This is a genomic window from Pseudomonas sp. CAN1 (assembly GCF_030462585.1).
Classification (GTDB): domain Bacteria; phylum Pseudomonadota; class Gammaproteobacteria; order Pseudomonadales; family Pseudomonadaceae; genus Pseudomonas.
This window is the reverse complement of the sequence record NZ_JASMRU010000024.1, coordinates 36,902-55,044: the sequence shown is the minus strand read 5'-3', so window position 1 is coordinate 55,044 and position 18,143 is coordinate 36,902. Positions and strand designations below refer to the sequence as shown.

At 63.9% G+C, this 18,143-nt stretch carries 19 protein-coding genes and 1 tRNA gene; 10 read left to right on the top strand and 10 right to left on the bottom strand.

Annotation, left to right across the window (positions count from 1 at the left end; all coding sequences use genetic code 11):
- Positions 1–12: 12 nt before the first annotated feature.
- The 4 genes from uvrC to QO207_RS24080 form a co-directional block, all read right to left on the bottom strand.
- Positions 13–1,836, bottom strand: a complete 1,824-nt coding sequence (gene uvrC / locus QO207_RS24095) for an excinuclease ABC subunit UvrC (protein WP_301534790.1) — start codon at positions 1,834–1,836, stop codon at positions 13–15.
- A gap of 2 nt (positions 1,837–1,838) precedes the next feature.
- Positions 1,839–2,483 (bottom strand): UvrY/SirA/GacA family response regulator transcription factor, encoded by a 645-nt coding sequence (uvrY, locus tag QO207_RS24090; RefSeq protein WP_301534789.1) that lies wholly within the window; start codon positions 2,481–2,483, stop codon positions 1,839–1,841.
- Between the two features lie 360 nt (positions 2,484–2,843).
- Positions 2,844–3,077 carry a hypothetical protein gene (locus QO207_RS24085; RefSeq protein ID WP_367620487.1) on the bottom strand — a complete coding sequence of 78 codons (234 nt, stop codon included), beginning with the start codon at positions 3,075–3,077 and terminating at the stop codon, positions 2,844–2,846.
- A 245-nt stretch (positions 3,078–3,322) separates the two neighbouring features.
- Positions 3,323–3,410, bottom strand: a tRNA-Ser gene (locus QO207_RS24080).
- Positions 3,411–3,547: 137 nt separating this feature from the next.
- Here QO207_RS24080 and QO207_RS24075 point away from each other — a divergent pair.
- From QO207_RS24075 to QO207_RS24045, 7 genes are all read left to right on the top strand, one after another.
- Complete coding sequence (locus tag QO207_RS24075) at positions 3,548–4,213, top strand: Bax inhibitor-1/YccA family protein (protein ID WP_301534787.1); 666 nt, start codon at positions 3,548–3,550, stop codon at positions 4,211–4,213.
- Positions 4,214–4,327: 114 nt separating this feature from the next.
- A complete protein-coding gene (tusD, locus tag QO207_RS24070; RefSeq protein ID WP_301534786.1) occupies positions 4,328–4,720 on the top strand; it encodes a sulfurtransferase complex subunit TusD in 393 nt (130 codons plus the stop codon).
- A complete protein-coding gene (gene tusC, locus QO207_RS24065) occupies positions 4,720–5,079 on the top strand; it encodes a sulfurtransferase complex subunit TusC (RefSeq protein WP_301534785.1) in 360 nt (119 codons plus the stop codon). The genes tusD and tusC overlap by 1 nt, the downstream gene beginning before the upstream one ends.
- Positions 5,079–5,381: a sulfurtransferase complex subunit TusB gene (gene tusB, locus QO207_RS24060; protein WP_301534784.1), complete on the top strand. Its 303-nt coding sequence runs from the start codon at positions 5,079–5,081 to the stop codon at positions 5,379–5,381. The genes tusC and tusB overlap by 1 nt, the downstream gene beginning before the upstream one ends.
- Entirely contained in the window at positions 5,378–5,713 is a 336-nt protein-coding gene (locus QO207_RS24055; RefSeq protein ID WP_301534783.1) for a TusE/DsrC/DsvC family sulfur relay protein, read from the top strand. Before tusB ends, QO207_RS24055 begins: the two co-directional genes overlap by 4 nt.
- The gene (locus tag QO207_RS24050; protein WP_301534782.1) at positions 5,710–6,708 is read left to right on the top strand and encodes a glycosyl transferase family protein; all 999 of its coding nucleotides are present in this window, start codon (positions 5,710–5,712) and stop codon (positions 6,706–6,708) included. The genes QO207_RS24055 and QO207_RS24050 overlap by 4 nt, the downstream gene beginning before the upstream one ends.
- Before the next feature lie 88 nt (positions 6,709–6,796).
- Complete coding sequence (locus QO207_RS24045) at positions 6,797–7,798, top strand: glutathione S-transferase family protein (protein WP_301534781.1); 1,002 nt, start codon at positions 6,797–6,799, stop codon at positions 7,796–7,798.
- Between the two features lie 205 nt (positions 7,799–8,003).
- Here the strand turns inward: QO207_RS24045 and QO207_RS24040 are convergent, their stop codons facing one another.
- Genes QO207_RS24040 through ftsK form a run of 6 tightly spaced genes read right to left on the bottom strand, consistent with a single transcriptional unit; the run spans position 8,004 to position 15,480 of the window.
- Complete coding sequence (locus tag QO207_RS24040; RefSeq protein WP_301534780.1) at positions 8,004–8,351, bottom strand: lysozyme inhibitor LprI family protein; 348 nt, start codon at positions 8,349–8,351, stop codon at positions 8,004–8,006.
- Positions 8,348–9,733 carry a siroheme synthase CysG gene (gene cysG / locus QO207_RS24035; RefSeq protein ID WP_301534779.1) on the bottom strand — a complete coding sequence of 462 codons (1,386 nt, stop codon included), beginning with the start codon at positions 9,731–9,733 and terminating at the stop codon, positions 8,348–8,350. The genes QO207_RS24040 and cysG overlap by 4 nt, the downstream gene beginning before the upstream one ends.
- Before the next feature lies 1 nt (position 9,734).
- Positions 9,735–11,015 (bottom strand): serine--tRNA ligase, encoded by a 1,281-nt coding sequence (serS, locus tag QO207_RS24030; RefSeq protein WP_301534778.1) that lies wholly within the window; start codon positions 11,013–11,015, stop codon positions 9,735–9,737.
- Positions 11,016–11,061: 46 nt separating this feature from the next.
- Positions 11,062–12,387 carry a replication-associated recombination protein A gene (locus tag QO207_RS24025; RefSeq protein WP_301534777.1) on the bottom strand — a complete coding sequence of 442 codons (1,326 nt, stop codon included), beginning with the start codon at positions 12,385–12,387 and terminating at the stop codon, positions 11,062–11,064.
- A gap of 38 nt (positions 12,388–12,425) precedes the next feature.
- Positions 12,426–13,049, bottom strand: a complete 624-nt coding sequence (gene lolA / locus QO207_RS24020) for an outer membrane lipoprotein chaperone LolA (protein ID WP_301534776.1) — start codon at positions 13,047–13,049, stop codon at positions 12,426–12,428.
- A gap of 19 nt (positions 13,050–13,068) precedes the next feature.
- Positions 13,069–15,480, bottom strand: coding sequence for a DNA translocase FtsK (gene ftsK / locus QO207_RS24015; RefSeq protein ID WP_301534775.1), 2,412 nt, complete (start codon positions 15,478–15,480; stop codon positions 13,069–13,071).
- Between the two features lie 222 nt (positions 15,481–15,702).
- On the opposite strand from ftsK, the gene trxB reads away from it, so the two are divergent.
- Genes trxB through QO207_RS24000 form a run of 3 tightly spaced genes read left to right on the top strand, consistent with a single transcriptional unit; the run spans position 15,703 to position 18,133 of the window.
- Entirely contained in the window at positions 15,703–16,653 is a 951-nt protein-coding gene (gene trxB, locus QO207_RS24010) for a thioredoxin-disulfide reductase (protein WP_301534774.1), read from the top strand.
- Between the two features lie 36 nt (positions 16,654–16,689).
- Positions 16,690–17,394: a leucyl/phenylalanyl-tRNA--protein transferase gene (gene aat, locus QO207_RS24005; protein ID WP_301534773.1), complete on the top strand. Its 705-nt coding sequence runs from the start codon at positions 16,690–16,692 to the stop codon at positions 17,392–17,394.
- 31 nt (positions 17,395–17,425) lie between these two features.
- Positions 17,426–18,133, top strand: coding sequence for an arginyltransferase (locus QO207_RS24000; RefSeq protein WP_301534772.1), 708 nt, complete (start codon positions 17,426–17,428; stop codon positions 18,131–18,133).
- The last annotated feature ends 10 nt before the right edge of the window (positions 18,134–18,143 follow it).

Here is an 18,143-nt window from a genome sequence, read left to right as displayed (position 1 = left end):
TGAGCCGGCATTCTACTCGCTGTGCAGTGCAGCATAAATCTGCTCTGCCAGCTTTTTGCTGATACCGGGGGCCTTGGCAATTTCATCGATACTGGCTCTGCCCAACTCCTGCAACCCACCGAAATGCTTGAGCAGATCGCGGCGACGCTTGGGGCCTACACCCGCCACGTCTTCCAGGGTCGAGGTGCGGCGGGCTTTTCCGCGACGCGCGCGGTGGCCGGTAATGGCGAAGCGGTGTGCCTCGTCGCGGATCTGCTGGATCAGGTGCAGCGCAGGCGAGTCGGCGGGCAGGGTGAATTCGTGTTCGGCGTCGTTTAAATAGAGGGTTTCCAGGCCGGGCTTGCGGGTCACGCCCTTGGCGACGCCGAGCAGGGTCAGGCCAACGACCGCCAGCTCCTGGAGCACTTCCTGGGCCATCGCCAGCTGCCCCTTGCCGCCGTCGACCAGGAGGATGTCGGGCATCTTGCCCTCGCCTTCCTTTAGCCGGCTGAATCGGCGGGTCAGCGCCTGGTGCATGGCGGCGTAATCGTCGCCGCCGGTGATGCCTTCGATATTGAAGCGACGATAGTCCGACTTCAGCGCGCCTTCCGGCCCGAAGACCACGCAGGACGCGACCGTGGCCTCGCCGCTGGAGTGACTGATGTCGAAGCATTCCAGCCGCTGCGGCGCTTCTGGCAGGTCGAGCGCCTCACCCAGCGCATCGAAACGCGCCGCCATGTGCTGGCGATTGGCGAGGCGCGCCGCCAGAGCCTGCTCTGCGTTGGTCACGGCAAGCTGCTGCCAGCGTGCGCGGGTGCTGCGCACACGATGACTGATTTCCAGCAGCCGGCCACGGGACTCCTCGATGGCGGCAGCCAGGATCGGGAAGTCCTCGTGTACGGCATTGACGATCAACTCGTTCGGCAGATCGCGCTCGTGATGACTGAGGTAGTACTGACCGAGGAAGGCCAGCAGGATGTCGCCCACCTCCTCCTCGATCGCCACCTGCGGGAAGAAGTTCTTGCTACCCAGCACCCGCCCGCCGCGCACGCTGATCAGGTGTACGCAGGCGCCACCCGGAGTAACGATGGCCGCAACCACATCGACGTTGCCGGTGCCGAACTCCATGCTCTGCTGGTCCTGCACGCGGCGCAGTATCTGCACCTGATCACGCAGTTCCGCAGCCTTCTCGAAGTCCAGGCGCATCGCCGCCTCTTCCATGCTGGTGGAGAGCTCCTCGGCCAGCACGTTGCTGCGGCCTTCGAGGAACATGATCGAGTGGCGTACGTCTTCGGCATACTCCTCCTCGCTCACCAGCCCGACGCAGGGCGCCTTGCAGCGCTTGATCTGGTATTGCAGGCAGGGGCGCGTACGGTTGCGGTAATAGCTGTCCTCGCACTGGCGGACGAAAAAGGCCTTCTGCAGCAGCGCCAGACTTTCACGGATAGCGCCGGCACTCGGGTAAGGCCCGAAATAACGCCCTTTGGTCTTTTTCGCTCCACGGTGGATGGTCAGGCGCGGATACGCGTCTTCGCTGGAAAGGAAGACATAGGGGTACGACTTATCGTCGCGCAGCAGGATGTTGTACGGCGGCCGCCATTCCTTGATCAGCGTCTGCTCCAGCAGCAGCGCCTCGGTCTCGTTGGAAGTGATGGTGGTCTCGACCTGGGCGATCTTCGCCACCAGCGCAGCCGTCTTCGGCGCCAGACCGCTCTTGCGGAAATAGCTGGAGAGACGTTTCTTGAGGTCCTTGGCCTTGCCAACATAGAGCAGCTTGGCGTCCGCATCGAACATGCGGTAAACACCCGGCCGCCCGCTGCAGGTGGCCAGGAAGGCCGCCGAATCGAACTGCGCCATGGTCAGTTGCTGGCGTCGACCATGCCGTGCCGGACGGCCAGCAGCGCCAGTTCGACGTCGCTGGTGATCGAGAGTTTCTCGAAGATGCGGTAGCGGTAGGTGTTCACGGTCTTGGGCGAAAGGCAGAGCTTGTCGGAGATGCTCTGCACCTTGTGGCAGTTGGCGATCATCAGTGCGATCTGGATCTCGCGCTCGGACAGGGTGTCGAACGGTGATGCGTTCTTTTCCGGCTCGAAGGACTTGAGCGCCAGGCTCTGCGCAATCTGCGGGCTGATGTAGCGCTGGCCGGCGAATACCTGGCGGATGGCCTGGACCATCTCCTCCAGCGCTGCGCCCTTGGTGAGATAACCGGCTGCACCGGCCTGCATCAGGCGGGTCGGGAAGGGATCTTCCTCGCAGACGGTGACTACCACTACACGCACATCCGGCTGGCTGCGCAGCAGCTTGCGGGTCGCTTCCAGCCCGCCGATACCCGGCATCTTCACATCCATCAGCACGACGTCGGGCTTGAGCTCGCGCGCCAGCTGCAAGCCGCGCTCGCCGGAGTCGGCCTGGCCAACGACCTGCAGACCGTCGATATCGGCCAGCATGCGGGTAATTCCGGTGCGCACCAGATCGTGATCATCGACCACCAGCACCTTAATCACGCAGCACCCCTTGAAGGCAAATGGAATGACGAAGACCCGGCAGGAGCTTCGGACAATTGCCGAACCTTAACAGAAAGCAGCTCTACGACCTAGCTTGGAAGCGCTTCGTCAAAATGCAAGCGTCAGAGAATCAGAATGCAGAGAGGCGGGCCACGAGGGTTTTCTCACAACTCGTCTAGCACGGGCGTGCAGGAAATTTCTGCTATCTGCAGGGGAGTATCGAAAGAAAAGAAAAAAACGATTGCAGCACTGCCGACGTCCAACCGGACGGATAAAAGCTTCAGACAGTCATACAACAAAGAACAGATAAGGCACTTTCAACTCTCGACCAGGCAAAGCGTTTCTACCTGATCGATGCACTCAGGCCTCGACCGCATCCAGCAGCGCCCAGGGCTTGTAACCCTCTGCACGCGCTGCCTTCTCCGCTTCCAGGATGGCCTCGGTGCGGCTCAACGAGCGCGAGCGATGCTCGAAGCGAAAGGCCGGCCCACTGGGCCCGCGTACGCTGAGGACAATCAGGTAGCCCCGCATCGGATTGCTTGCCTCACGGGTGGTCTTCACTTTTTTCGGAGCGACACCCAGCGCTTCGCGCATCTGCCGTTCGAGATCTTCGACTTGGTTCATTCAGGGTTTTCCGGAGAGTGGTACTTGAAGTTTAACTGAGCGGATCAACGTCCTACAGAATCATCTATCGGGATTGATGACTTTTCTGACGCCGTTCAACTTACGCAAAGCAATCGAACAGATCGTGATGGACAGATGCTCGATGATTAATGGACAAGACCTTCTCGCCGAAAACGCGAAAGCCCCGCATGGCGGGGCTTTCAACGTTGCAATAGTGGCGGAAGCGTAGAGATTCGAACTCTAGGACAGTTGCCCGTCGACGGTTTTCAAGACCGTTGCCTTAAACCACTCGGCCACGCTTCCACATTGAGCGGGCGGCAATATTACCGGATCGCAACACACTGTCAAACTCTGATGATTCTGCGCGCTTTTTCCCTCTGTTATGATGGGCTCCACTACGGTCATGGATCCGTATCCCGCTTAAACAGGAGTGTCTCGACATGCAAGAACGGCAATATCTCGACTCCACAGCCGTGGAGCAGAAAGAGGTCAGCGGCGTCCTGCGCAATACCTATGGCCTGCTGGCCCTGACCCTGGCCTTCAGCGGCCTGGTGGCTTTCGCCTCGCAGCAGATGCGCCTGCCCTACCCCAGCTTCTTCGTGGTGCTGCTGGGCTTCTACGGCCTGTTCTTCCTCACCGTGAAGCTGCGCAACAGCGCCTGGGGCCTGGTCAGCACCTTCGCCCTCACCGGCTTCATGGGCTACACCCTCGGCCCGATCCTGAACATGTACCTGGGCATGGCCAACGGCGCAGGCGTGATCTCGTCCGCGTTCTTCATGACCGCCCTGGTGTTCTTCGGCCTGTCCGCCTACGTGCTGACCACCCGCAAGGACATGAGCTTCCTGTCCGGCTTCATCACCGCAGGCTTCTTCGTGCTGCTGGGCGCCGTACTGGTCTCGTTCTTCTTCCAGATCAGCGGCCTGCAACTGGCGATCAGCGCCGGCTTCGTGCTGTTCTCCTCGGCGATGATCCTGTTCCAGACCAGCGCGATCATCCACGGCGGTGAACGCAACTACATCATGGCCACCATCAGCCTGTATGTATCGATCTACAACCTGTTCATCAGCCTGCTGCAGATCTTCGGCATCATGGGCAGCGACGACTGATCCACGCGCCGCCCAGAAAAAAGCCCGTCTCGACGGGCTTTTTTCATTTCCGGCAGGGCAAAGAAACCGCGTTGCCGTATCATTCGGCGGTACATGGTTACAGTCAGTCCCAGCATGAAATTCGTCATCGCCCTATTTTCTGCGCCGCATTCCCCCGCAGCCCGACGTGCCCTGCGCTTCGCCGAGGCAGCGTTGGCCGGTGGCCATGAAATCTCCCGGCTGTTCTTCTACCAGGACGGCGTGCACAGCGCCTCGGCCAACGCTGTCTCCGGACAGGACGAACTGGACGTCGCCGCCGCCTGGACGCGCTTCGTTGCCGATAATCAACTGGACGGCGTGGTCTGCATCGCTGCTGCCTTGCGCCGTGGCGTACTGAACGCAGACGAAGCCAACCGCTACTCCCGCCCTGCTGCGAACCTTGCCGCGCCGTGGGACCTTTCCGGTCTCGGGCAACTGCATGAAGCCGTACAACTGGCAGACCGGCTCGTCTGCTTCGGAGGCGACTGATGGCCAAGTCTCTGCTGATCATCAGCCGCCAGGCACCCTGGGCCGGCCCAGGCGCCCGCGAAGCGCTGGACATCGCACTGGCCGGCGGCGCCTTCGATCTGCCGATCTCGCTGCTGTTCCTCGATGATGGCGTGTTCCAACTCGCCCCTGGCCAGCGCCCCGTCAGCATCGAGCAGAAGGACCTGCAGGCCAATCTGCAGGCGCTGCCGCTGTTCGGTGTGGAGTCGCTCTACGCCGGCTCCCACAGCCTGGCCGAGCGCGGCCTGGATGCCGCCAACTTGACACTGCCGGCACAAGCCCTGGACCGGGCGGCCCTGCGCGACTTGCTGCAAACCCACGACCAGGTGATCACGATCTGATGGCTACCCTCCACCTGCTCTCGCACTCCCCGTTCAACGACGGGCGCTTCGACAACTGCCTGCTGCTGCTCGGCGACGACGACGCCATCCTGCTGACCGGCGAAGCCGCCTATGCCCTGCAGCCAGGCAGCAAGCCCGCACAGGAACTGCTGGCGCTACCCGTTGGCAACGCCCTGTTCGCCCTGCAGGAGGACCTGCAGGCGCGCGGCCTGGATGAGCTACCCACCCGCGTCATTGCCGTGGATTACCCCGGCTTCGTCGAACTCACCACCCGCTTCGACAAGGTGAACGCCTGGCTATGAGCACCCTACTGGTCAACGGCCAAACCCTGCCGCTGGACAAGGATGGCTACCTGGTCGATCTCAACGACTGGAGCGATGCGGCCGCCGAGGCTCTGGCGCACAACGAAGGCATCCACCTGACGCCCGAGCACTGGGAAATCCTCCTGCTGCTGCGCGAGTTCTACGGCGAATTCCAGCTGTCGCCGGCCAATCGCCCGCTGATCAAGTACGTGGCCCTGAAGCTGGGCACGGAAAAGGGCAGCAGCCTGCACCTAAACCTCCTGTTCAAGGGCACCCCGGCCAAGCTTGCCGCCAAGCTTGCCGGCCTGCCGAAGCCGACCAATTGCCTATGACCGCCGTCCCGCTAGTCCTGCAGACCCCGGAAGAACATCCCTTCGCGCAGTTCGTGCGCATCCTCGGCAAGGGCAAGCGCGGCGCGCGCGGCCTGACCCGCGAGGAAGCTCGCGAAGCCCTTGGCATGATCCTCGATGACAAGGTCGAGGAAGCGCAGCTGGGCGCCTTCCTGATGCTGCTGCGGCACAAGGAGGAAAGCGCCGAGGAACTCGCCGGCTTTACCGAGGCTGTTCGCCAACGCCTGCAAACCCCGAAGATTGCCGTGGACCTCGACTGGCCCAGCTACGCCGGCAAGAAGCGCCACCTGCCCTGGTATCTGCTGGCCGCCAAGTGCCTCGGCGGCAGCGGCACGCGCATCCTGCTGCACGGCGGCGGCGCGCACACCGCTGGCCGGGTCTACACCGAGCAGTTGCTGGAGCAACTCGGCCTGCCGCTGTGCCGCGACTGGAGTTCCGTCAGTGATGCGCTGGATGCCCAGGGCATCGCCTTCGCCCCACTGGTGGACTGGATGCCACGCCTGCAGCACATGATCGACCTGCGCAACACCCTGGGCCTGCGCTCTCCCATGCACTCCGCTGTGCGCCTGCTGAACCCGCTGGGCGCCACCTGCGTGCTGCAGAGCATCTTCCACCCTGGCTATCAGGAAGTTCACCGCGAGGGCAGCCGCCTGCTCGGTGACTACGCCATCGTCATCAAGGGCGAAGGCGGCGAGATCGAGGTGAACCCCGACGCTACCGCCCACCTCTACGGCTGCCGCGACGGCGAAGGCTGGGACGAGGAATGGCCGGCGCTGTCGCCGCTGCGCCACGTCAAGCCGGAAACCCTGGTCCCTGCACACCTGGCCGCCTTCTGGCGCGGTGAAGTCGAAGATGCCTACGGCGAACTGGCCGTCCGCGCGACCATGGCCCTTGCCCTGCGCGCCACGGGGCTGCCGCGCGAAGAAGCCTTCGCAGAGGCCGACAGGCGCTGGGCTGCGCGCAACAGATCGATTTAATCGATACCTGGAATCCTGTTTTTGCGCTAAACAATCGAGCCACAGCCGATAGACTGGTCCCATCTCCCCCGTTTTCTGGAGCACTGAGATGGGACAGTTGATCGATGGCCGCTGGCATGACCAGTGGTATGACACCAGCAAGGACGGCCGCTTCCAGCGCGAAAACGCGCAGCGCCGCAACTGGATCACCGCCGACGGCCAGCCTGGCCCCACCGGCGAGGGCGGCTTCCGTGCCGAAGCCGGCCGCTATCACCTCTATGTATCCCTGGCCTGCCCCTGGGCCCACCGCACGCTGATCTACCGCCAGCTCAAGGGCCTGGAATCGTTGATCGACGTCTCGGTGGTCAGCTGGCTGATGCTGGAGAACGGCTGGACCTTCGACAAGGCGCTCGGCTCCACCGGCGACAAGCTCGACGGCCTGACCTTCCTTCACCAGCGCTATACCAAAGACGATGCGAACTACACCGGCCGCGTGACCGTGCCGCTGCTGTGGGACAAGCACGAGCAGCGCATCGTCAGCAACGAATCGGCGGAGATCATCCGCATGTTCAACAGCGCCTTCGATGGCATCACCGGCAACACGCTGGACCTCTACCCCGAGCCGCTGCGCGCACAGATCGACGAGCTGAACGAGCGCATCTACCCGGCCGTGAACAACGGCGTGTACCGCGCCGGTTTCGCGACGACGCAGGAGGCCTACGAAGAGGCCTTCAAGACACTGTTCAATGAACTGGACTGGCTGGAAGAACGCCTGGACAAGCAGCGCTACCTGACCGGTGAATACCTCACCGAAGCCGACGTGCGCCTGTTTACCACGCTGATTCGCTTCGATGCGGTCTACCACGGTCACTTCAAGTGCAACCTGCGGCGCCTGGCGGACTACCCGAACCTGTCCGGCTGGCTGCGCGAGCTGTATCAGCTTGAGGGCGTTGCCGGGACCGTGGACTTCCAGCACATCAAGAACCACTACTACGCCAGCCACCGCACCATCAACCCGACCGGCATCGTACCGCTGGGGCCGCTGCAGGACTTCACCGGGGCGCACGGGCGGGAGCATCTGCCGGGTCAAGGCATCGCGCGTAAAGCCTGACGTGACGTAGGAGCGGACTCCGTCCGCGATAGCCATCCGCAGCGCCGGAAATCGCGGATAAATCCGCTCCTACCACAGGCTCTGAACCATCTCGGTAGGGCGGCAACCCGCTGAATCTGTAGGAGCGAGCTTGCTCGCGAACGGGCTTCCTCGGGAGCTCCCGCATCAACCGGTTCGCGAGCAAGCTCGCTCCTACGAAAGTCGGTCAGATCGGCTTGTCGATGCCGTCGTAGACCTTCTGCAGTGCATCCAGGCGTTCCTGGTAACGCTGCCTGAGGCAGGCCTTGTTGGCGCCGCAGGCACGGCGCTGTTCCAGCCAGGCGAGCTGGGAGTCGCCCAGGTTGCCGCGCATGCCCATGGCAAACAGGCCGCGCAGCAGGCGGTAGGTCGTCGCCACCTGCACATCCATCTCGGACAGTTGGCGATCCGCGCAGATGGCTTTCTCGTCAGCCTGCTTGGCCTTCTTGCAGTCGAAACTGGCCGCCGAAACCGGCACGGCGAAGCAACCCAAGGCGCAGGCAGCACCCAGAATCGCAACGCGCAAGGCTCTCACTGCTGCCCCTCGAACCACGCCAGTTTTTCGCGCAACTGCACCACTTCCCCGACAATCACCAGGGTCGGTGCATGCACTTCGTGCTCGGCCACAAGCTCCGGCAGATTAGCCAGGGTGCCGGTGAACACGCGTTGATGCACCGTGGTGCCCTGCTGCACGAGAGCCGCCGGTGTATCGGCAGAACGACCGTGGCGCACCAGTTGCTCGCAAATGACCGGCAGGCCGACCAGGCCCATGTAGAACACCAGGGTCTGCCCGGGGGCAACCAGATCGTTCCACGGCAGGTCGGTGCTGCCGTCTTTCAGATGGCCAGTCACGAAACGTACGGACTGCGCGTAATCGCGATGGGTCAGCGGAATCCCGGCGTAAGCCGCGCAGCCACTGGCTGCGGTGATCCCCGGCACAACCTGGAAGGGAATGCCATTGGCCGCCAGCTCGTCGATCTCCTCGCCACCGCGGCCGAAGATGAACGGATCGCCGCCCTTCAGGCGCAGCACGCGCTTGCCTTGCAGGGCCAGTTCGACCAGCTTGCGATTGATTTCGTCCTGCGGCACGGCGTGGTCCGCGCGACGCTTGCCGACATAGAGTCGGTCCGCATCGCGGCGGCACAGCTCAAGAATGGCCGGCGCAACGAGGCGGTCGTAGAGCACCACGTCGGCCTGCTGCATCAGGCGCAGGGCGCGGAACGTCAGCAGGTCAGGATCACCCGGACCGGCGCCGACCAGATAGACCTCACCGCGGGACTCGGCCTGCGGCGCTTCCAGCTTGTCCGCCAGCAGGCGCTCGGCTTCGCTCGGCTGGCCGGCGAGCATGCGCTCGGCGACCGGACCCTGGAACACTTCCTCCCAGAATTTGCGACGCTGCTGCAGGTCCGGCAGACGCTGCTTCACGCGTTCGCGGAAGCGGCTGGCAAGGCCGGCCAACTGGCCGTAGGTCGCGGGAATCCAGGTTTCCAGTTTGGCGCGCAGCAGGCGGGCCAGCACCGGCGCGTCGCCGCCGCTGGAAACTGCGACCACCAGCGGCGAACGATCGACGATGGCCGGAAAAATCACGCTGCACAGGACCGGCGCATCGACCACATTGACCGGCACGCCACGCTCGTTGGCGTCGCGGGACACCTGAGCATTGAGCGGCTCGTCATCCGTGGCAGCGATGACCAGAACGCAATCCTGCAGATCACCCTGGGCGTAAGGGCGCAGCAGCAGTTCGCCCGCGCCCTCCTCGACCAGCTCGCGCAGCTCGGAATGCACCTCCGGAGCCACGACGCGCAGCACTGCACCTGCGTCGCTCAGCAGGCGCGCCTTGCGCAGTGCGACATCACCGCCGCCGACCAGTAGCGCGCGACGTCCGCGCAGGATGTGGAACAGCGGCAGGAAGTCCATCTCAGCCGATTACCTCGATGCCCGCCATATACGGCTTGAGCACATCGGGTACACGGATCGAACCGTCGGCCTGCTGGTAGTTCTCCAGCACGGCGACCAGGGTGCGGCCCACGGCCAGGCCCGAGCCGTTGAGAGTGTGCACCAGCTCCGGCTTGCCGGTTTCCGGGTTGCGGTAGCGCGCCTGCATGCGGCGGGCCTGGAAGTCGCCGCAGTTGGAGCAGGAGGAAATCTCGCGGTACTTGTCCTGGCTCGGTACCCAGACTTCCAGGTCATAGGTCTTGGCGGCGCCGAAGCCCATGTCGCCAGTGCACAGCGCCAGGGCGCGGTATGGCAGCTCCAGGGCCTGGAGGACCTTCTCGGCGTTGCCAACCAGGCTTTCCAGGGCTTCCCAGGATTTCGACGGCTCGACGATCTGCACCATCTCGACCTTGTCGAACTGGTGCTGGCGGATCATGCCGCGGGTGTCACGGCCCGACGCACCGGCCTCGCTGCGGAAGCAGGGAGTGTGGGCGACGAACTTCATCGGCAGTTCCTTCGCATCGAGGATCTGCCCGGCAACGATGTTGGTCAGCGAGACTTCGGCGGTCGGGATCAGGTACAGATCCGCTTCGTCTTCGCGCTGGATCTTGAACAGGTCTTCCTCGAACTTCGGCAGCTGGCCGGTGCCTTGCAGCGCCGGAGCCTGCACCAGGTACGGGGTGTAGGCCTCTTCGTAGCCGTGCTCGCGGGTGTGCAGGTCGATCATGAACTGCGCCAGGGCGCGGTGCAGGCGGGCGATCGGGCCGCGCATCAGGGCGAAGCGGGCGCCGGACAGCCGCGCGGCGGTCTCGAAGTCGAGCCAGCCGTGCTGCTCGCCCAGGGCGACGTGGTCCTTGATTTCGAAATCGAAGGCGCGCGGGGTGCCCCAGCGACGGACTTCGACGTTGTCTTCCTCATCGGCGCCAACCGGCACGGACTCGTGCGGCAGGTTCGGGATGTTCAGCAGCAGGCTGTCCAGCTCGACCTGGATGGCGTCCAGCTCGCGCTTGCCGGAATCCAGCTCCTCGGCCATGCGGTTGACCTCGGCCTTCRGCGGCGCGACATCCTCACCATTCTTCATGGCCTGACCGATGGCCTTGGAGCGCGAGTTGCGCTCGGCCTGCAGGGTCTCGGTGCGGGTCTGCACGGATTTACGCTGGCTCTCCAGCGCTTCGATGCGCGCCACGTCCAGGGTGAAGCCACGGGCGGCCAGGCGTTCGGCCACTTCCTGCGGCTGGGTACGAACCAGTTTGGAATCGAGCATGGTGTGTTCTCGTGTCTAGTGTCAGGCGGCGCTCGCGGGCGCCACTTCAGGATTTTCTGCGACGGCGGGCACTGGCCTTGTCGAGGCTGGCCAGGTGGCGCAGCTTCTCGCCAATCTTCAGTTCGAGCCCGCGCGGCACGGGTTGGTAATACTGGCGCGGTTCCATCGACTCGGGGAAGTAGTCTTCTCCAGCCGCATAGGCATCCGGCTCATCATGGGCATAGCGGTACTCGTCGCCATAACCCAGGTTCTTCATCAGCTTGGTCGGTGCGTTGCGCAAATGCAGCGGCACTTCCAGCGAACCGCTCTCCGCCACATCCCGGCGCGCCGTGTTGTAGGCGTTGTAGACGGCATTACTCTTCGGCGCGCAAGCCAGGTAAACGATAGCCTGCGCAATCGCCAGCTCACCCTCGGGACTACCGAGGCGCTCCTGTACGTCCCAGGCGTGCAGGCACAGGGTCAGGGCGCGCGGATCGGCGTTGCCGATGTCCTCGCTGGCCATGCGCACTACGCGACGGGCGATGTACAACGGATCGCAGCCGCCATCGAGCATGCGCGAATACCAGTAAAGCGCGCCGTCGGGACTGGAACCGCGCACCGACTTGTGCAGCGCGCTGATCTGGTCGTAGAAGGCTTCGCCGCCCTTGTCGAAACGCCGGCGCGAGTCGCCCAGCAGGTTCTGCAGCAGCTCGGCGCTGATTTCGCTGTTGTCCTCGGCAAGATCCGAAGCGTTCTCCAGCAGGTTGAGCAGACGCCGGCCATCACCGTCGGCAGCGGCCATGAGGATGGCGAAACTGTCGTCGGGCAGGCTCAGGTTGCGCTTGCCCAAGCCCTTCTCTTCGGTCAGAGCACGCTCGACCAGCCGGCGCAGGGCCGCTTCGTCGAGGCTTTTCAGCACATAGACACGGGCACGGGAAAGCAGCGCGTTGTTCAGCTCGAAGGACGGGTTCTCGGTGGTCGCGCCGATGAAGATCAGTGTGCCGTCTTCCACATAGGGCAGGAAGGCATCCTGCTGGCTCTTGTTGAAGCGGTGCACTTCATCGACGAAGAGGATGGTCCGGCGGCCGTACTGCGCGGCGTGCTGCTTGGCGACTTCCACCGACTGGCGGATTTCCTTCACGCCGGAAAGCACCGCCGAGATGGTCTCGAAGTGCGCGTCGGTGACCTGGGCCAGCAGCTTCGCCAGGGTGGTCTTGCCGACACCGGGCGGGCCCCAGAAGATCATCGAGTGCAGCGCCCCCTGCTCCAGGGCTTCGCGCAGCGGCTTGCCGCGGGCGAGCAGGTGCTCCTGGCCGACGTACTCGTCCAGGCTGGTCGCGCGCAGGCGCGCGGCCAGGGGCTGGGAAACGGGGGCGGAGCGGAACAGATCCACTGTCTTACCTATTACTTAAAGCAGGCGCCGGGCGCCGATCATTCCTGGATGACGTCGACGCCCTTGGGCACTTCGAAGACGAACTGCTTGGCGTCCATCGCCTCGTTCATCTTCACGTCGAAGAACAGGATGTTGGTACGCTGGCCGACGCTGTCGATCAGCTGCATGTCGTTCACCACGCCGCTGCGGAAGGAAATCCGCAGGCTGTCGAACAGGGTGTCCTTGGACTTCGGCTTGAGGGTGAAATCGACCACATTGCCACCATCCTTGGCGCTGATGTCGAAGCTCTGGCCGATCTTCGACACATCGCCGGAGAGCAGCAGCGCCGGGGTCTGGGTCAGGCGCTGGTCGAGCTTCTGGATGGTCACCTGCTCCAGGTCCGGGTCGTACAGCCAGATCTTCTCGCCATTGGAGATCAGCAGCTGCTCATTCGGTGCATCGGTGTGCCAGCGGAACAGGCCCGGACGCTTCAGCGCCAGGTTGCCGGCGGTTTCCTGCAGACGGGTACCACTGCCGTCCAGGGTCAGCTGGGAAAAGCGCGCAGTCATGGTCTGGGCCTTGGTGAGCATCCCGCTCAGGCGCTGGGCGGCAGCCTCGTCGGCATGGGCCTGGACGCCGGCAACAGCCAGTGCAGCTACGAACAACAGGCGGATCAGACGCATCGAAATCCTCGAAGTCGAATCAATCACGGATCGGGGCCGGCGCCATTACTTCGCGCGAGCCATTGGTATTCATCGGGGTGACCACGCCGGCCATCTCCATCGCCTCGATCATCCGCGCGGCGCGGTTGTAGCCGATCTTCAGCTTGCGCTGTACGGCAGAGATGGAGGCCCGGCGGCTTTCGGTGACGAAGCGCACGGCCTCGTCGTAGAGCGGATCATCCTCGCTGCCCTCGCCGCCTTCGCCGCCACCGCCACCTTCGAACGACCCGCCACCGCCTTCTTCGGCGCCGGCGAGGATGTCCTCGATGTAGTTCGGTGCACCACGCAGCTTCCACGCCTCGACGACGCGGTGTACCTCATCGTCGGAGACGAAAGCGCCATGGACGCGAATCGGCAGGCCGGTGCCCGGCGGCAGGTAGAGCATGTCACCGTGGCCCAGCAGTTGCTCGGCGCCACCCTGATCCAGGATGGTGCGCGAGTCGATCTTGCTGGACACCTGGAAGGCGATACGGGTCGGGATGTTCGCCTTGATCAGGCCGGTGATCACGTCCACGGATGGACGCTGGGTTGCCAGGATCAGGTGGATGCCCGCCGCACGCGCTTTCTGGGCGATACGGGCGATCAGTTCTTCAACCTTCTTGCCGACGATCATCATCATGTCGGCAAATTCGTCGACCACTACCACGATGGTCGGCAGGGTCTGCAGCAGCGGCGCTTCGTCTTCCATGCTCTCGCGACGGTACAGCGGGTCGGTCAGCGGCGTGCCGGCCTCCTCCGCGTCCTTCACCTTGCGGTTGAAGCCGGCGAGGTTACGCACGCCCATGGCCGCCATCAGCTTGTAGCGGCGTTCCATCTCGGCGACGCTCCAGCGCAGCGCGTTGGCGGCCTCCTTCATGTCGGTGACCACCGGGCAGAGCAGGTGCGGAATGCCTTCGTAGATCGACAGTTCCAGCATCTTCGGGTCGATCATGATCAGCCGCGCCTCTTCCGGCGTGGATTTGAACAGGATCGACAGCAGCATGGCGTTCACGCCCACCGACTTACCGGAACCGGTGGTACCGGCCACCAGCAGGTGCGGCATCTTCGCCAGGTCAGTGATGACCGGATTGCCGCCGATGTCATGGCCCAGGGCCAGCGGCACGGTGGACTTGTGTTCGTCGTATTCCGGCGTCATCAGCACTTCGGAGAAGCGCACCATCTGCCGGTCTTCGTTGGGAATCTCGATGCCGACGGTGGTCTTGCCGGGGATGACTTCCACCACGCGCACGCTGATCACCGCCAGCGAACGCGCCAGGTCCTTGGCCAGGTTGGAAATGCGGCTGACCTTCACGCCGGCAGCCGGCTGGATCTCGAAACGGGTGATCACCGGGCCCGGATGCACGGACTCGACAATGACTTCGACACCGAACTCCTTGAGCTTGATCTCCAGCAGGCGCGACATGGCCTCCAGGGATTCCGGCGAGTAGCTCTGTTTCTTCTCGGAAGCCGGGTCGAGGATCGACAGCGGCGGCAGCGTGCCTTCCACGGCCGTATCGACGAACAGCGGCGCCTGCTTCTCTTTCAGCACGCGCTTGCTCGGCTCGGCCGGTTTGGTGGGCGGCGGCGGGACGTCGATCTTCGGCGCCACGCGCTTCTCGCGCTCCTGCACGCTCTTGACCAGCGCTTCCTCGCGCTCGATCAGGCGTTCCTTGACCTTGGCCTGCTCGCGGCGGTCGGCAACGATGGGCCCGGCAACTTCGGCCACGCGCTCGTCTACTTCGCGCAGCTGGGCGACCAGTTGCTTGTGCTCGCTGCGGGCGCTCCACCAGCGGTTGGTGGCGTTATGGATGAGTTCGAACAGGTCGAGGGTGATCTTGCCGGTGACGTCCATCACCTTGAACCAGGACAGGTCGGCGAACACCGTCATGCCGAACAGGAACAGCGCCAGGAACAACAGCGTGCTGCCCTGCACGTTCAACGCATTGATGCCCAGCTGGCCCAGGCTCTCGCCCAGCGCGCCGCCGGCCGTGGCCGGCATGTGGCTGCCGGTGGTGTGGAAATGGATATAGGCCAGCGCCGAGCCGGACAGCACCAGGAACACCAGGCCGATCAGGCGCCAGGAAAACAGCCAGCCGCTCCACTCCCAGGGCATGTGGCGCTTGCGGAAGACCTGGTAGGTCTTCACGGCCAGCAGCAACGGGAACAGGTAGGCGAAGTAGCCCAGCACCATGAACAGGATGTCGGCGCTGAGCGCGCCCAGGCGGCCAGCCGCGTTCTGCACCTGCTCGACGTGGCTGGAGTGGCTCCAGCCCGGATCGGAGGAATCGTAGGTGAGCAGCGCCATCCACAGGTAAAGGCAGAGCGCGCCGAGCGCGATCAGGGCCCCTTCCTTCAGACGGTAGTGCAATTGCTGACGCCAGGCGGCGGCATGGCTTGCTGTGGTGTCCTTCAAAACGCTTCTATTCCTGCGCTAAGCGCGCTTTTCGAGAGTCGTTGGGCCGCGAAACGGGCCTATTGTACGGCTTTGGCCGGCCGATGCCAGCGAGCCCGGCCGTGCTCGACTGCGCTTTTGCCGGCTTTCCGGCGTTCGGTGTAGCATAGCCCAACACCGCTTTGCGGCTGCTCAATTGGAGCATGCATTTTCTTACGTGACAAAGGCTTATGGAGTCTTTTTATGAGTGAAGTCAAGCATTCGCGCCTGATCATCCTGGGCTCCGGCCCCGCGGGCTACACCGCGGCCGTGTACGCCGCGCGCGCCAACCTCAAGCCTGTTGTCATCACCGGCATCCAGCCCGGCGGCCAGCTGACCACCACCACCGAAGTCGACAACTGGCCCGGCGACGTGGAAGGCCTGACCGGTCCGGCCCTGATGCAGCGCATGGAGCAGCACGCCAAGCGTTTCGATACCGAGATCGTCTACGACCACATCCACACCGCCGAGTTGCAGCAGAAGCCCTTCACCCTCAAAGGCGACAGCAGCACCTACACCTGCGACGCACTGATCATCGCCACCGGCGCCTCTGCCCAGTACCTGGGCATGTCGTCGGAAGAGGCCTTCATGGGCAAGGGCGTTTCCGCCTGCGCGACCTGTGACGGCTTCTTCTACCGCAACCAGGTGGTCTGCGTGGTCGGCGGCGGCAACACTGCCGTGGAAGAAGCGCTGTACCTGTCGAACATCGCCAAGGAAGTCCACCTGATCCACCGCCGCGACAAGCTGCGTTCGGAGAAGATCCTCCAGGACAAGCTGTTCGAGAAGGCGAAGAACGGCAACGTGCGCCTGCACTGGAACACCACTCTGGACGAAGTCCTGGGCGACAACATGGGCGTGATTGGCGTTCGCCTGAAGGACGCTGAAAGCGGCGAGACTCGCCAGCTTGACCTGTCCGGCGTGTTCATCGCCATCGGCCACAAGCCCAACACCGACCTGTTCAAGGGCCAGCTGGAGATGCATGACGGCTACCTGAAGATCAAGGGCGGCGCCGAAGGCAACGCGACCCTGACCAGCATCGACGGCGTCTTCGCTGCCGGCGACGTGGCCGACCACGTCTACCGCCAGGCGATCACCTCGGCCGGCGCCGGCTGCATGGCCGCGCTGGACGCTGAAAAGTTCCTCGACGACAACTGATCGGCCAAAGGGGAGGCTCGCCCTCCCCTCCTCCCTATGCTCAAGTGGCTTTCCCGCAGCAATTTCGACTTTCCACCCCTGGAAAAGGCTCTGCATGAGCCCAACGGCCTGCTTGCGGCCGGTGGCGACCTCAATCCGCAGCGGTTGATCCAGGCCTACCGCCATGGCTGCTTCCCCTGGTACCAGGATGGCCAGCCGATCCTCTGGTGGTCGCCCGACCCACGCACCGTACTGTTCCCCGACGAGCTGCATGTCTCCCGCAGCCTCGCCAAGTTCATCCGTCAGCAGCAATACCGGGTCACCATCGACCAGGCCTTCACCCAGGTCATCCAGGGCTGCGCCGGCCCGCGCGACTATGCCGACGGCACCTGGATCACCACGCCGATGCAGGACGCTTACTGCCAGCTGCACCGCCTGGGCATCGCCCACTCCGCGGAAGCCTGGCTGGGCGATGAGCTGGTCGGCGGGCTCTATGGATTGACCATTGGCCGCCTGTTCTTCGGCGAATCCATGTTCAGCCGCGCCGACAACGCATCCAAGGTCGCCTTCGTCGGCCTGGTGCAGCGCCTGAAGGCCGCCGGCTTCGTGCTGATCGACTGCCAGATGCCGACACAGCACCTGCACAGCTTCGGCGCCCGCGCCATTTCCCGCGGCGAATTCGCCAGCTACCTGCGCCGTCATCTCGACGAAACACCCTCGCAGGACTGGACTTCGCAAGCGGACCTGCCCAGCCTGTCTTAAACTTGCCTGAGGGACCTCGCAGGGGTTGAAGATGACCGAGCTCGCCCGCCTGAAGTTTTACGCCACACAACCGCATCCGTGCAGCTATCTGCCCGAAGAACAGGCGACCACCCTGTTCCTAGATCCCAGCCAGCCCATGGACGCACAGTTGTATGCCTCGCTGTCCGAGGTCGGCTTCCGGCGCAGCGGCGAACACCTCTACCGGCCGCACTGCCAGCACTGCACCGCCTGCATTCCTGCGCGCATCCCGGCCGCCGGCTTCCAGCCCAGCCGCCAGCAGAAGCGCATCATCAAGCGCAATGCCGACCTGGAAGTGATCCGCAAGCGCCCCGCCTTCACCGAGGAGTACTACGCCCTATACATGCGCTACATCGAGCAGCGCCATGCCGATGGGGACATGTATCCGCCCAGCCGCGACCAGTTCGCCACCTTCCTGGTGCGCGACCTGCCGTTCAGCTGCTTCTTCGAGTTCCGCCTGCAGGGCCGCCTGCTGGCCGTGGCAGTCACCGACGTCCTGSCCWACGGCCTGTCCGCCGTCTATACCTTCTACGACCCGGACGAGGAGCGCCGCAGCCTCGGGCGCTTCGCCATTCTCTGGCAGGTCGCCGAGACCGAGCGCCTGGGCCTGCACGCCGTCTATCTGGGTTACTGGATCAAGAACTGCCGGAAGATGAACTACAAGACCCAATACCGCCCCATCGAGCTTTTCGTGAACCAGCGCTGGGTGGCACTGAGCTGAAGCGAAAACA

Coding starts and splice junctions, on each gene's coding strand:
- tusB (WP_301534784.1), top strand. CDS start 5,079: ATGGCTACCCTCCACCTGCTCTCGCACTCCCCGTTCAACGACGGGCGC.
- QO207_RS24085 (WP_367620487.1), bottom strand. CDS start 3,077: ATGCGCGAAGCGCTGGGTGTCGCTCCGAAAAAAGTGAAGACCACCCGT.
- uvrC (WP_301534790.1), bottom strand. CDS start 1,836: ATGGCGCAGTTCGATTCGGCGGCCTTCCTGGCCACCTGCAGCGGGCGG.
- tusD (WP_301534786.1), top strand. CDS start 4,328: ATGAAATTCGTCATCGCCCTATTTTCTGCGCCGCATTCCCCCGCAGCC.
- QO207_RS24050 (WP_301534782.1), top strand. CDS start 5,710: ATGACCGCCGTCCCGCTAGTCCTGCAGACCCCGGAAGAACATCCCTTC.
- QO207_RS24045 (WP_301534781.1), top strand. CDS start 6,797: ATGGGACAGTTGATCGATGGCCGCTGGCATGACCAGTGGTATGACACC.
- tusC (WP_301534785.1), top strand. CDS start 4,720: ATGGCCAAGTCTCTGCTGATCATCAGCCGCCAGGCACCCTGGGCCGGC.
- lolA (WP_301534776.1), bottom strand. CDS start 13,049: ATGCGTCTGATCCGCCTGTTGTTCGTAGCTGCACTGGCTGTTGCCGGC.
- QO207_RS24075 (WP_301534787.1), top strand. CDS start 3,548: ATGCAAGAACGGCAATATCTCGACTCCACAGCCGTGGAGCAGAAAGAG.
- cysG (WP_301534779.1), bottom strand. CDS start 9,733: ATGGACTTCCTGCCGCTGTTCCACATCCTGCGCGGACGTCGCGCGCTA.
- aat (WP_301534773.1), top strand. CDS start 16,690: ATGCTCAAGTGGCTTTCCCGCAGCAATTTCGACTTTCCACCCCTGGAA.
- QO207_RS24055 (WP_301534783.1), top strand. CDS start 5,378: ATGAGCACCCTACTGGTCAACGGCCAAACCCTGCCGCTGGACAAGGAT.
- trxB (WP_301534774.1), top strand. CDS start 15,703: ATGAGTGAAGTCAAGCATTCGCGCCTGATCATCCTGGGCTCCGGCCCC.